The organism is Nocardioides iriomotensis (assembly GCF_004168035.1).
GTDB lineage: Bacteria > Actinomycetota > Actinomycetes > Propionibacteriales > Nocardioidaceae > Nocardioides_B > Nocardioides_B iriomotensis.
Window position 1 is genome coordinate 61,291 of record NZ_SDPU01000001.1, and the last position, 12,956, is coordinate 74,246.

The following is a 12,956-nucleotide window of genomic DNA, read 5'->3' on the forward strand; positions in this document are numbered from 1 at the left end:
GTTCGGAGCCGACTGTGCGGCACCCTAGTCCGGGCGTGCCGGACGTCACCAGGCCGGCCCTGTTTCGCCCGCCGTGAGATGGGGCACGTCTGCCACGAGGTTCCGGGGGATCTGGAGCGGGCCGCGGACGGCGGCGAGTGAGCCGGCCCACAGACAGGTAGGACCCTAGTGGGACATGTCGTGACTGTTCCGTTATTGTTCATGCTCGCGTGCCCCCGACGACAAGGATTCACCTGTGGCGAATCACCGTGCTGAGAGGCGTGCGCCCTCTCGCCGGAGCGACACAGCTCGCGCGGGGGCGCGGGCCGAGGAGTCGAACCCGACGACCTCGACGATCTCGGTTGCAGAGCGGTCGACCGACGCACCTTCGGGTACCACGACTGCTACTTCCGTAAACGTGGCGGCTCCCGTGGCCGCCACGTCGCCTGTCCAGTCCGCGACCGCCACGTCGGGCCCCGGCAAGCGCCGCGCGGCCAAGCCGACGCGCCACGACCGCGCCGCCGCCCGTGACGCCGAGCGTTCGGCGCAGCGCGAGGCGCAGCAGCGCGCCGCCCGTGAGGCCGCGCGCGCCGAGGCTGTCCGCAAGGCCGAGGCCCAGGCCGCCCGTGAGGCCGCCCGTGAGTCCGCCCGGGCCACGGTGCAGCCCGTTGCGCGCGGCAACCACACCGGCGGGCGCAAGAGCCTGTTCCCCGCGCTCCCCTCGGCCCCGACGCTGGTCGGCGCTGCCGCCCTCGCCTTCGCGGCCGTCGGTGCCACGGTGAGCCAACAAAGCGCCAGCACCCCCGACGAGTTCCAGAAGTTCGCCTCGCAGGCCAGCGTGCTCAACGCCGCCACCAGCATCGGGTCCAGCGACGCGGTCAGCGGTCGCAAGCGCGCGGTCAGCCGCGACAGCGAGCGTGAGGCGCTGAAGGACGCCGCCGACGCCGAGCTGCTCGCCGCGGCCGAGGACCAGGCCAAGGAGCGCGACGCCGCCCTGGCCGCGCTCGCCGCGAGCGCCGAGAAGCACGCCAAGGTGATCGCCCGCAACGCGTGGCAGTTCGCCCTGCCGTCCGGCAGCTACCGGGTCAGCTACAACTACGGGCAGTGCTCCTACCTCTGGTCCAACTGCCACACCGGTGAGGACTTCTCCGCGCCCTACGGCACGACGATCTACAACATCGCGGCCGGCACCGTGACCTCCGCCGGCTACGACGGCTCCTACGGCAACAAGACGGTCGTCACGCTCGAGGACGGCACCGAGCTCTGGTACTGCCACCAGTCCTCGATGAACGTCTCCGTCGGCCAGACCGTCGAGCCGGGCCAGGCCATCGGCGCGATCGGCACGACCGGCAACACCACCGGCCCGCACCTCCACCTCGAGGTCCGGCCGGGCGGCGGTGACCCGGTCGACCCGCTGAGCACGCTCGCCGTGCACGGCGTCACCCCCTGACGCTGCGCCAGGAGGCCGCGAGGAGCGTCAGAGCTTCTCGACCGGGGCGTAGCGCATCAGCAGCCGCTTGACGCCCTGGGAACCGAAGTCGATCGAGGCGACCGCCTTGTCACCGACGCCCTCCATCGTGACGACCGTGCCCATCCCGAAGCTGTCGTGCACGACGCGGTCGCCGGGCTCCAGGCTCGGAATCTCGCGGGTCTTGCCGCGGGCGTCGGCGTCGGCCCTCGCGGCCGCGGTGCCGAAGCGCCGCACGGGCTGGGTGCCCCGGGAACCAGCACCGGGGAAGGCCGCCACGGGCCGGTTCCAGGACGTCTGGGCGGCCTCGGTGCGCTGCCAGTCGACGAGGTCGACCGGGAGCTCGTCGAGGAACCGCGACGCCGGGTTGTGCGACGGGGCGCCCCAGGCCGACCGGACGACCGCGCGCGAGACGTAGAGCCGCTGCTGCGCGCGGGTCACCCCGACGTACGCGAGACGCCGCTCCTCCTCGAGCTCGGGCTGGTCGCCGAGCGCGCGCTGGTGCGGGAAGACGCCGTCCTCCATGCCGGTGAGGAAGACGACCGGGAACTCCAGGCCCTTGGCGGTGTGCAGCGTCATCAGCGTGACCACGCCGCCGCTCTCGTCGGCGTCGGGGATCTGGTCGCTGTCGGCGACCAGAGCGACCCGCTCGAGGAAGTCGCCCAGCCCCGGGGTCGGTGCGTCCGGCCCGGCCGCGTCGGCGGGGTCGGCGGAGGGGCCGAGCACCGGCTCGTCGGCGAACTCGCGGGCGACGGCGACGAGCTCGGCGAGGTTCTCGACGCGGGTCTCGTCCTGCGGGTCGTCGCTGGCCTCGAGCTCGGCGAGGTACCCGCTGCGGGTCAGCACGGCCTCGAGGACGACGTCGGCCCGCTCCCCCGCGTCGACCATCGACTGCAGCTCCTGGACCATCTCGACGAAGCCGCGGACCGCGCCCAGCGAGCGGGTGGCGATGCCGGGCGCGTCCTCGGCCCGCTGGAGCGCCTCCCAGAAGGTCAGCCCGTCGCGCTGCGCGAGCGCGTCGACGCAGGCCTCGGCCCGCTCACCGATGCCGCGCTTGGGCGTGTTGAGCACTCGGCGCAGCGAGATCTCGTCGGCCGGGTTGACCAGCATCCGGAGGTAGGCGAGCGCGTCGCGCACCTCGCGGCGTTCGTAGAAGCGCACCCCGCCGACGACCTTGTAGGGCTGGCCGGTGCGGATGAACACCTCCTCGAACACACGGGACTGGGCGTTGGTGCGGTAGAAGACCGCGACGTCCATCGGTTCCACGGCGGTGTCGTCGACCAGCTTGTCGATCTGCTCGGAGACAAACCGCGCCTCGTCGTGCTCGTCGTCGGCGACGTACCCGACGATCCGCTCGCCCTCGCCCGCGTCGGACCAGAGGTTCTTGGCCTTGCGGCCCTTGTTGCGGCTGATCACGGCGTTGGCCGCCTCGAGGATCGTCTGGGTGGAGCGGTAGTTCTGCTCCAGCAGGATCGTCGTCGCGTCGGGGAAGTCCTCCTCGAACTGGAGGATGTTGCGGATGCTCGCGCCGCGGAAGGCATAGATCGACTGGTCGGCGTCGCCGACGACCATCAGCTCCGACGGCTCGATGCCGCCGTCGCCATCGGGCGCGTCGGGGTCGGCGCCACCCGCCGCCACCGGCCGGCCGACGTCGTGCGCGCACAGCTCGCGGACGAGGGAGTACTGGGCGTGGTTGGTGTCCTGGTACTCGTCGACGAGCACGTGCCGGAACCGGCGGCGGTAGTTCTCCCGGACGTCGGGGAACGCCTGGAACAGGTGCACCGTCGTCATGATCAGGTCGTCGAAGTCGAGGGCGTTGGCCGCGCGGAGCTTCTGCTGGTAGAGCGTGTACGCCGCGGCGTAGGTCTCCTCCAGGTGGTTGCGGGCCTCCTTGGTGGCGTCCTCGTGGTCGACGAGCTCGTTCTTCTGGTTGCTGACCCAGTTGAGCACCGCCCGGGGCTGGTAGCGCTTGGGGTCGAGGTCGAGCTCCTTGAGCACCAGCGTCATGAGTCGCTTGGAGTCGGCGGCGTCGTAGATCGAGAACGACGACTTGTAGCCGAACTTGTCGATCTCCTTGCGCAGGATCCGCACGCAAGCCGAGTGGAACGTCGAGACCCACATGATCCGTGCCCGCCGGCCGACGAGGTCCTCGACCCGCTCGCGCATCTCGGCGGCGGCCTTGTTGGTGAAGGTGATCGCGAGGATCGAGCCGGGGTGCGCCTTGCGTTCGGAGATCAGCCAGGCGATGCGACGGGTGAGCACGCGGGTCTTGCCGGAGCCGGCACCGGCGACGACCAGCAGCGGCGGGCCGGCGTGCACGACCGCGGCGCGCTGCGGCTCGTTGAGCCCCGCGAGCAGCTCCTCGGGCGACGGTCCGCGGCGGCGGGCGGGCTGCTCGTCGGGCCGGTCGGGGTCGCGGGACTCGTCGACCGGCGTCGGGGCCTGCGGGATCGGGAACAGCGCACTCATCTCGGACGCCACCCTACGTCGCGGCGCGGACAGGAAGGGCGGCCCGTCAGCGTCCGGTCGCGCTGAAGTGCTGGTAGTCCTTGAGCGTCCGCCAGTCGCCGCCCCACGACCAACCGATCCGGGCGAACGCGCGCACGACGAGCCCCCCGCGGCGGATCATCCCGGGCCGGTGCCACGAGCGGTCGAGGTAGGAGCGGGCGCGCTCGGGGATGACCAGGCCGTCCTTCTCGTAGGGGTTCTGGAACGGGTTGAGGTCGATCGCGAGGCCGTAGGCGTGGGCGGAGTACGACGAGCCTCCGGTCGTGGCCCGGCACACCATCGCGCCGGTGCCGTTGCCGTCGCCGCTGGGCGTCGGGTCGCGCCGCGAGCTCGTCGGCAGCGTCATCTGCTCGATCGGGAAGCGGGCCCGGTAGAGCTGCCGGAAGACCCCGGCGACGTTGCGGGCATGGCCCTTGCGGACGATGAGCTCGCCGGTGTGCGGCCGCTCGTCGAACCCGTGGAACACCACCTGCAGGTAGCGCAGGGCGCGCAGCGGCACCGGGCAGCCGCGCTCCCACGACGTGCCCATCCGGTCCCGGACGGCCGGAGTGATCCGCTGGACCGACGAGCGGAACCGGGCGTCAGGCGGGGGCGGCAGCGCGTCGACCGTCGCCATCCTCCGGGTGCGCAGCTCGGGCGGTGTCCGCCGTACGACGCCGAACCCGTCGGGCCGGGTCGGCAGGGTCTTCGCGCCGATCCGCCACTCGGTGAGGTGCGGCGGGTCGGCCTGCGGGACCGGGCAGCTCGCCGTCGGGACGCTGAACGTCAGGACGGCGAGCAGCCAGGCCAGGCAGGTCACACCGCAGAGCCTAGGCGCCTCAGGCGGCGGTCTTGGCCGCCTTGCGACGCCCGTGGACGTGGTTGGCGGCCCAGAGCACGAGGCCGACAGCCAGGAGTCCGCCGCAGTAGAGCAGCAGGCTCGGGTCGTCCAGGACCGTGTAGACGAGCAGGCCGGCGTTGCCGACGATGCCGGCGTACAGCAGCGCGGTGGGCGCCCGGAACGACGCCTTCTCGGAGTTCTCGTCGCGGCGCAGCTTGAGGCAGGCGATGATCACCAGCCCGTAGATGAACAGCAGGAACACCACCGACGCGGCGGCGAGCGTCTCCACCTCGGCGCCGGCGGCGAGCAGCACGCCGACGACCATCACGAACGTGAACGCGATGCCGACCCACGGCGTGTGCCGCTTGGGGTGCACCTTGGCGAACACCTCCGGCACCGCGCCCTCCTGGGCCATGCCGTAGAGGATCCGCGACTGGGTCACCATCGTGACCAGGCAGGTGTTGGTGACGGCGATGAGCGCGATCGCGGCGAAGAACCACAGCGGGATCGGGAACGGACCCTCGCGCACGACCTCGAGCAGCGCTCCCTCGGAGCCGGCCACCTTGTCGTACGGCGCCACCAGCGAGGTGGAGATCGCGACCAGGACGTAGAGCAGGCCGGCGAGCGCCATGCCGCCGAGCAGCGCCTTGGGGAACACCTTGGGGGCGTTCTTGGTCTCCTCGGCCACGTTGGCGGCATTCTCGAACCCGGTCATCGCGAAGAACGACAGCGCCGCACCGCCGAGGATCGCGAGCACGATGCTGCCCTCGCCCTTGAAGTCGACGACCTGGCTGTAGCGAGCCTCGCCGGTGAAGATGACCGCGATGCCGGTGGCGATCACGATCAGCAGACCGGTCAGCTCGATGAACGTCATGACAGCGTTGGTCTTGGCGGTCTCGGAGATGCCGCGGTAGTTGATCAGCGACAGCACCGCGACGAAGCCGATCGCGACCAGCAGCGTCGGCCAGTCGAGGAACTCCTTGAAGTACTCACCGCCGAACGTCAGCGCGAGGGCGCCGGAGGCCGTCACGATCGCGGCGAGCATGCAGAACGTCACGACGAAGGTGAAGAAGTCGTTCTTGAAGGCCTTGGAGATGTAGAGCGCGGCGCCGGCGGCCACCGGGTAGCGGGTCACCAGCTCGGCGTACGCCAGGCCGGTGATCAGGGCGACGCCGACACCGAGGGCGAACGCCGTCCAGAACGCCCCGCCGACCTGGCCGGCGACGACGCCGATCAGGGCGTAGATGCCGGATCCGAGGACGTCCCCGAGGACGTAGAAGAAGAGAAGGCCCGCGGTCATGTTGCGGGCGAGCTTGGGTCCTGAGGAGCGTTGGTCGGCCGAGGTCTCGACGTTGCTGGACATGCGCAGGGTTTGCCCGGTCACCCGGTATCGAAAACATCGGGCAGGGCGGTGCCCCCGACATGCGGTGCCCGGCCGGGCGTCAGACGCCCGTCGCGTTGGGGTCGCGCCACGTCCGCTCGAAGGGCAGCCGCCACGCGTTGGGGGCGATGAGCTGGTGGATGGAGTTCGGCCCCCACGTGCCGGGCTGGTAGATCCGCACGGGCGGTGGGTCGGCGAGCAGGGGGCGGGACATCTGCCACAGGCACTCGATGCCCTCGGCCTTGGTGAACAGCGTGTGGTCGCCGCGCATGGCGTCGTGGATGAGGCGCTCGTAGGCCTCCAGGCCCGCTCCGGCGTAGTCGGACTCGTGCAGCGCGAACTGCATGCTGAGCTTGTCGAGCTTCATGCCGGGTCCGGGGCGCTTGCCGTAGAACGACAGCGACATCTTCGACGAGTCGGCGAGGTCGAAGGTGAGGTGGTCGGGCCCCTGCCCGCCGACACCCGATCCGGACGGGAACATCGTGCGGGGCGGCTCCTTGAACGCGATCGAGATGATGCGCGCGCCCTCGGCCAGCTTCTTGCCGGTGCGCAGGAAGAACGGCACGCCCGCCCAGCGCCAGTTGTCGATCTCGGCCTTCAGCGCGATGAACGTCTCGGTGTCGGAAGCGCGGGAGACGAGGTCGCGGTCGCGGTAGCCGGCGAACTGGCCGCGAACGACGTTGTGCGGCTCGACCGGACGCATCGAGCGGAACACCTTGTTCTTCTCCTCGCCGATCGGGCCCGGCGCGAGCGAGGTGGGCGGCTCCATCGCCATGAACGCCATCACCTGGAACAGGTGCGTGACGACCATGTCCTTGTAGGCGCCGGTCTGCTCGTAGAACGCCTCGCGCCCCTCGAGGCCGAGCGTCTCGGGCACGTCGACCTGCACGTGGTCGATGTGGTTGCGGTTCCAGATCGGCTCGAAGAGACCGTTGGCGAACCGGAACGCCAGGATGTTCTGGGCCGCCTCCTTGCCGAGGAAGTGGTCGATCCTGAAGATCTGCTCCTCGGCGAAGACCTCGTGCAGCTGACGGTTCAGGTCGACCGCCGACTCGTAGTCGGTGCCGAACGGCTTCTCCATGACGATCCGGGCGCGCTCGACGAGCCCCGCCTCCCCGAGGGTCTGTACGGCGGCGAGCGCGGCCTTGGGCGGCACGCTCAGGTAGTGCAGGTAGCGGACCATCTCGCCGTCGACCTCGTCGCGCAGCTCCTTCACGGCGCGCTCGACCATCTCGGCGAGTCCTTGCGGCCCCTTGCCCGTCGGCACGTAGCTCAGCCGGCGCGCGAACTCGCTCCACTCCTCGTCGGTCACCTTCGGCCGCTTCCCCGAGCCGGCCGAAGGGTCGTTGTCGACCTGGCACGCCTTGCGCGCGATCTCGAGGAACTCGTCCTGGGTGATGTCGTCGAGCGCCGTGCCGACGATGCGGGTGTCCCGGGCGAGCCCGGCCTTGAAGAGGTGGAGCAGCCCGGGGAGGAGCTTGCGCTTGGCCAGGTCCCCCGTCGCTCCCACCAGCACGATCACGTGCGGGTCAGCCATGTCGTCACCGTATGAGCCACGCATGTAGGTGACGGTACGCCCGCGCGTCGAACGGCGTCAGGGTGCGCGCCGCCGGCCGCTCACCCGCCTCGCCTCGCCGTACTGGAACACGTTCCATACAATCGACGACACTCGGCCAGGACCCGACCGACCAGGAGGCCCGATGAGGCTGGAGCTGTCCGCGGAGGACGCCGCGTTCCGCGAGGAGATGCGGACGTTCTTCACCACGCAGGTGCCGCAGGAGATCCGGGACGCGGTCGCGTCGCGGCGCGAGCTGTCCAAGGACGACATCGTCCGGAGCCAACGGATCCTCAACGCCGCCGGGCTCGCGGTGCCGGGCTGGACGGTGGAGTGGGGCGGTCGCGACTGGACGCCGCTGCAGCGGCACATCTGGCACGAGGAGATGCAGCGGGCGTGCGTGCCGATCCCGCTGGCGTTCAACGCCTCCATGGTCGGTCCGGTCATCGCGACGTTCGGGTCGCAGGAGCAGAAGGAGCGCTTCCTGCCGCCGACCGCCAACCTCGACATCTGGTGGTCGCAGGGCTTCTCCGAGCCGGACGCCGGCTCCGACCTCGCGTCGCTGCGCACCACCGCCGTCCGCCAGGGCGACGAGTGGGTGGTCAACGGACAGAAGACCTGGACCACGCTCGGGCAGCACGGCGACTGGATCTTCTGCCTGGTGCGCACCGACCCCGACGCCCCGAAGAAGCAACAGGGCATCTCGTTCCTGCTCGTCGACATGACCTCGCCCGGCGTCACCGTCCGGCCGATCCAGCTGATCGACGGCGGGCACGAGGTCAACGAGGTGTGGTTCGAGGACGTCCGCGTCCCCGCCGCGAACCTCGTCGGTGAGGAGAACAAGGGCTGGGACTACGCGAAGTTCCTGCTCGGCAACGAGCGCGTCGGCGTCGCGCCGGTCGGCCAGACCAAGCGCGTGCTGGCGCAGGCGAAGGAGTGGGCGCGCGCGGGCGGCGTGCTGGACGACCCGCTGGTCGCGGCGCAGTTCGCCGACCTCGAGAACGACCTGCTCGCGCTCGAGCTCACCGCGCTCCGCGTCGTCGCGCACTCCGCCGACGGCAAGCCGCACCCGGCCTCGTCGGTGCTCAAGCTCAAGGGCACGGTGCTGCAGCAGGCGGTCAGCGAGCTCGTCGTCGACATCGCCGGTCCGGCGTCGCTGGCGTCGGGCGCGACCGCCGACGAGAGCGACGTCGACGACTGGGCCCGGGTGGCCACGCCGGCGTACCTCAACCTCCGCAAGGCCTCCATCTACGGCGGCTCCAACGAGGTGCAGCGTCAGATCATCGCCCGCACGATCCTGGGACTGTGAGGACCGCATGAACTTCGAGTACGACGACGAGCAGGAGGCGCTGCGCGACAGCGTCAAGGCGTTGCTGGGCAAGGCCTACGGCGACTTCGAGCAGCGGCGCAAGGCGGTGGACGCCGACCCCGGCTTCGACGATTCGACCTGGCGTCGACTGGCCGAGCTGGGCGTGCTGGGCCTGCCGTTCGCCGAGGAGAGCGGCGGCATGGGCGCCGGACCCGTCGAGGTCTCGCTCGTCGCCGAGGAGGTCGGCCGCGTCCTCGCGCCCGAGCCGTTCCTCGCGACGGTCGTGCTGGCCGGCGGTCTGGTCGAGGCGGCCGGCTCCGACGAGCAGAAGGCCGCCGTCCTGGGTCCGCTCGCCGAGGGCGAGTCGGTCGTGGCGTTCGCGCACCTCGAGCCCGGCGGGCGCTGGTCGCCCACGGCGACCGCCGTGACGGCCACGTCGTCCGGCGACGGCTGGGCGCTCGACGGCGTCAAGGAACCGGTGCCGCACGGTGCCCGCGCCGACGTGCTCGTCGTGTCGGCCGCGCTGCCGTCCGGAGGCACCGGGCTGTTCCTGGTCGACCCGGCCGGCACCGAGCGCTCCGGCTACGCCGTGCACGACGGCTCGCGCGCGGCCCGGGTCACCTTCTCCGGCACTGCCGCGACGCCGCTGGGCGACGGCGGCGACGCGACCGCGACGATCGCCACCGCGCTCGACCGGACGCGGATCGCCGCGTGCCACCAGGCGCTGGGCGCGATGTCGTTCCAGCTCGGCGCAACGACGTCGTACCTCACCAGCAGGAAGCAGTTCGGCGTCACTCTCAACACGTTCCAGGCGCTGACGTTCCGCGCGGCTGACATGTACGTCTCGCTCGAGCTCGCCCGCAGCCTCACCCTCTGGGCGACGCTCGTGTCGATCGCCGGCAGCCCTGAGGAGATCGCCGACGCCGCCGCGCGTGCCTCGCTGCAGGTGAGCAAGGCGAGCCGGCACATCGGTCAGGAGGCGATCCAGCTGCACGGTGGGATCGGCATGACGGCGGAGTACGCCGTCGGCCACTACACCAGCCACCTCACAGCGCTGGAGCACTGGCTCGGTGACGGCCGGTTCCACCTGTCCACGCTGGCCTCGTGCATCGGCGACCACGACGAGGTCGACCCGATCCCGTAGCGGGCGGTCAGGCGCGGCGCTTGTCCCGCACCAGGACGACCTTGTCCTGACGGCGTACGTCGAACATGTCGATCGCCTCGATCAGGTCGCTGAGCTTGCGGTACCCGAAGTTGCGCGGGTCGAGCGACGCCTGGTTGCCGATCTGGTTCCGCACCGCGCTCAGGTGCGCCCAGCCGTCGTCACCGGCCGCCCCCTCCACGGCGTTCCGAAGCATCTGCACGAGCCGCGCGTCTCCACGCAGCTTCTTGGTGGGCGTCCTGACGGCGGTCGAGTCCGTGGTCTCGGGCTGCTCGCCGAGACCTTCGACGTAGGTGAACTGTGAGCAGGCGTTGACGAAGGGCTGCGGTGTCTTCTTCTCGCCGTAGCCGTACACCTTCAGCCCCTCAGTGAGGATCCGCATCACCAGAGGCGTGAAGTCGGCGTCGCTCGAGACGATCGCGAAGGCGTCGAGCTTCCCGGCGTAGAGCAGGTCCATCCCGTCGATGACCATCGCCATGTCGGAGGCGTTCTTGCCCTTGCTGTAGGCGTACTGCTGGACGGGGCGGATGGCGTACTCGTGGAGCACGGCCTCCCACGACTTGAGGCCGGGGCTGGCCCAGTTGCCGTAGGCCCGCCGCACGTTGGCCGCGCCGTGGCGGGCCACCTCGGCGAGGATCACGTCGATCTTCGCGGCAGGGGCGTTGTCGGCGTCGATCAGCAGCGCGATGCGCCGTTCGCGTTCGTCCACCCCGTGATCCTGTCAGAGCAGGCGGCGGTCGCTGGCCCAGCGGGTCAGCTCGTGGCGCGACGAGAGCTGCAGCTTGCGCAGCACGCTCGACACGTGGGTCTCGACGGTCTTCACCGAGATGAACAGCTCGGAGGCGACCTCCTTGTAGGCGTAGCCGCGCGCGATCAGCCGCATCACCTCGCGCTCGCGGTCGGTGAGCCGGTCGAGATCCTCGTCGACCTGGGCGACCGCGATCGAGCCGGCGAAGGCGTCGAGCACGAAGCCGGCCAGCCGCGGCGAGAACACCGCGTCGCCCTCGGCCACCCGACCGATCGCGGCGACGAGCTCGGGGCCGGTGATGGTCTTCGTGACGTAGCCGCGCGCGCCGGCGCGGATCGTGCCGATCACGTCCTCGGCCGCGTCGGAGACCGACAGCGCGAGGAACCGCGTCTCGGGGACCCGGTTGGCGACCCGGCGCATCACCTCGCCTCCGCCGCCGCCGGGCAGGTGCACGTCGAGCAGGACGACCTCGGGCTTCAGCCGGAGCACGGCGTCGACGGCTTGGTCGACGTCCTCGGCCTCGGCGAGCACGTCCACCGCGCCCTCGATCTCGGCGCGCACGCCGCGGCGGAACATCGCGTGGTCGTCGACCACGACGACGCTGCGCCGGGTGCCTGGTGACGACGAGGGTGCGGCGTGGGCGGTCATCGGGCGTCCTCTTCCTGCTTCTGCTCGGGGGGTGCGGTGGGCTTGCGGGTCATGGCGAGCCGGACCTCGGTGCCCTCGCCGGGGGCCGTGCGGAGGACCGCCGTACCGCCGTGCCGGGCCATCCGGTCCTGGATGCTGTTGCGGACGCCCATCCGGTCCTGGGGTACGGCGTCCGGGTCGAAGCCCTGACCGCGGTCGCGGACGAACACCTCGAGGCGGCTTTCGTCGCACTCGGCGAACACGTCGACCTTGTCGGCGCCGGAGTGCTTGGCGGCGTTGACCATCGCCTCGCGGGCGGCGAGCACGAGCGGGCGGCGGGCCTCGTCGACGGCCACGTCACCGACGGTGACCACCTCGACCGGCACGCCGAACGCGTCCTCCACCTCGGCCGCGGCGGCCCGCAGCGCGGCGGCGACGGACGTCTCGGGGTGGGCGTCCTCGCCGTACAGCCAGCTGCGCAGGTCGCGCTCCTGGGCCCGGGCGAGCTTGGCGACGGTGCGCCCGTCGTCGGCGTGCTTCTGGATCAGCGCGAGGGTCTGCAGCACGGAGTCGTGCAGGTGCGCGGCCATGTCCGCGCGCTCCTGCGAGCGCACCCGTGCCGAGCGCTCCTCGGACAGGTCGCCCGAGAGCCGGAACAGCCACGGCCCGACCATCAGCGCGAGGCCGACGACGCCGAGCACGCCGGCGAGCACGACGTCGCGGGCGACACCCATCTGCCCCGTCTGCACGGCGAACAGCACGAGCGCCGACACGAGGAGCGCGACACCGACGGCGAGCCGCACCCAGGCGGCGGCACCCCCCGAGCCGACGACGGCACGCCACAGGTCGATCCGGCCGGTGCTGTCGATCCAGCGCTCGCGCTGGGCCTCGTCGGCCTGCCACCACAGCACGCCGAGCCCGACGACGCCGAGGAGGACCGGCCAGAACAGCAGCGACCCGCCGAACATCCCCTGGGCCAGGATCACGATGCCGAGCCCGAACACGCCGATCGCCACCAGGGGCCCGGCGTCGCTCAGCCGGGAAGCGCGACCCTGCCGCTTGCCCTGCCGGGTGGCGGCCTCGAGCCCGGGCGCGGACTCGTCGAGGTGCGGGTCGGCCGGCAGGATCATCCAGAGGCCGGCGTAGAAGACGAGGCCGAGCCCGCCGAGGGCGCAGGCCAGCACGAACGCGATCCGCACGTGCATCGGGTCGAGCCCGAGGTGCTGCGCCAGCCCGCCGGCCACGCCGGCCAGGATGCGGTCGTCCCGGGACCTGCGAGCACGCCGGGTCGGCCGGGTCAGCCGCTCGTCGCCGGGAACGGCGGACGGGGGCGGCGACGGCGGCGGGAACCCGCTCGGATCGGTGGAGGCGGACGCAGTGGTGCTCATCGTGGATCAAT

10 protein-coding genes are annotated in these 12,956 nt (G+C 71.4%); 3 read left to right on the forward strand and 7 right to left on the reverse strand.

Features of this window, described 5'->3' with window-relative positions; all coding sequences use genetic code 11:
* Window positions 1–397 precede the first annotated feature (397 nt).
* Window positions 398–1,429 (forward strand): M23 family metallopeptidase, encoded by a 1,032-nt coding sequence (locus ETU37_RS00330; RefSeq protein WP_129984885.1) that lies wholly within the window; start codon window positions 398–400, stop codon window positions 1,427–1,429.
* Between the two features lie 27 nt (window positions 1,430–1,456).
* Here the strand turns inward: ETU37_RS00330 and pcrA are convergent, their stop codons facing one another.
* The 4 genes from pcrA to zwf all read right to left on the reverse strand — a co-directional run bounded on the left by pcrA (window position 1,457) and on the right by zwf (window position 7,693).
* Window positions 1,457–3,916 carry a DNA helicase PcrA gene (gene pcrA, locus ETU37_RS00335; protein WP_129984886.1) on the reverse strand — a complete coding sequence of 820 codons (2,460 nt, stop codon included), beginning with the start codon at window positions 3,914–3,916 and terminating at the stop codon, window positions 1,457–1,459.
* Between the two features lie 46 nt (window positions 3,917–3,962).
* A complete protein-coding gene (locus ETU37_RS00340) occupies window positions 3,963–4,754 on the reverse strand; it encodes a M15 family metallopeptidase (protein ID WP_129984887.1) in 792 nt (263 codons plus the stop codon).
* Window positions 4,755–4,773: 19 nt separating this feature from the next.
* The gene (locus tag ETU37_RS00345) at window positions 4,774–6,138 is read right to left on the reverse strand and encodes an APC family permease (RefSeq protein ID WP_129984888.1); all 1,365 of its coding nucleotides are present in this window, start codon (window positions 6,136–6,138) and stop codon (window positions 4,774–4,776) included.
* A 79-nt stretch (window positions 6,139–6,217) separates the two neighbouring features.
* Window positions 6,218–7,693 (reverse strand): glucose-6-phosphate dehydrogenase, encoded by a 1,476-nt coding sequence (gene zwf / locus ETU37_RS00350; RefSeq protein ID WP_129984889.1) that lies wholly within the window; start codon window positions 7,691–7,693, stop codon window positions 6,218–6,220.
* A gap of 163 nt (window positions 7,694–7,856) precedes the next feature.
* On the opposite strand from zwf, the gene ETU37_RS00355 reads away from it, so the two are divergent.
* Both ETU37_RS00355 and ETU37_RS00360 read left to right on the forward strand, forming a co-directional pair.
* Window positions 7,857–9,020: an acyl-CoA dehydrogenase family protein gene (locus ETU37_RS00355; RefSeq protein ID WP_129984890.1), complete on the forward strand. Its 1,164-nt coding sequence runs from the start codon at window positions 7,857–7,859 to the stop codon at window positions 9,018–9,020.
* Window positions 9,021–9,027: 7 nt separating this feature from the next.
* A complete protein-coding gene (locus tag ETU37_RS00360; protein ID WP_129984891.1) occupies window positions 9,028–10,164 on the forward strand; it encodes an acyl-CoA dehydrogenase family protein in 1,137 nt (378 codons plus the stop codon).
* A 7-nt stretch (window positions 10,165–10,171) separates the two neighbouring features.
* Here ETU37_RS00360 and ETU37_RS00365 read toward each other — a convergent pair whose 3' ends face one another.
* Genes ETU37_RS00365 through ETU37_RS00375 form a run of 3 tightly spaced genes read right to left on the reverse strand, consistent with a single transcriptional unit; the run spans window position 10,172 to window position 12,945 of the window.
* On the reverse strand, window positions 10,172–10,891 hold the full coding sequence (locus tag ETU37_RS00365; protein ID WP_129984892.1) for an NYN domain-containing protein: 720 nt from the start codon (window positions 10,889–10,891) through the stop codon (window positions 10,172–10,174).
* 12 nt (window positions 10,892–10,903) lie between these two features.
* Window positions 10,904–11,578 carry a LuxR C-terminal-related transcriptional regulator gene (locus ETU37_RS00370; protein WP_129984893.1) on the reverse strand — a complete coding sequence of 225 codons (675 nt, stop codon included), beginning with the start codon at window positions 11,576–11,578 and terminating at the stop codon, window positions 10,904–10,906.
* Window positions 11,575–12,945 (reverse strand): ATP-binding protein, encoded by a 1,371-nt coding sequence (locus ETU37_RS00375; RefSeq protein WP_129984894.1) that lies wholly within the window; start codon window positions 12,943–12,945, stop codon window positions 11,575–11,577. Before ETU37_RS00375 ends, ETU37_RS00370 begins: the two co-directional genes overlap by 4 nt.
* Window positions 12,946–12,956 lie beyond the last annotated feature (11 nt).

Bases quoted from the DNA above. Each gene is read 5' to 3' on its own strand.
- ETU37_RS00370 (WP_129984893.1), bottom strand. From the start codon at position 11,578: ATGACCGCCCACGCCGCACCCTCGTCGTCACCAGGCACCCGGCGCAGC.
- ETU37_RS00375 (WP_129984894.1), bottom strand. From the start codon at position 12,945: ATGAGCACCACTGCGTCCGCCTCCACCGATCCGAGCGGGTTCCCGCCG.
- pcrA (WP_129984886.1), bottom strand. From the start codon at position 3,916: ATGAGTGCGCTGTTCCCGATCCCGCAGGCCCCGACGCCGGTCGACGAG.
- ETU37_RS00360 (WP_129984891.1), top strand. From the start codon at position 9,028: ATGAACTTCGAGTACGACGACGAGCAGGAGGCGCTGCGCGACAGCGTC.
- ETU37_RS00355 (WP_129984890.1), top strand. From the start codon at position 7,857: ATGAGGCTGGAGCTGTCCGCGGAGGACGCCGCGTTCCGCGAGGAGATG.
- ETU37_RS00345 (WP_129984888.1), bottom strand. From the start codon at position 6,138: ATGTCCAGCAACGTCGAGACCTCGGCCGACCAACGCTCCTCAGGACCC.
- zwf (WP_129984889.1), bottom strand. From the start codon at position 7,693: ATGGCTGACCCGCACGTGATCGTGCTGGTGGGAGCGACGGGGGACCTG.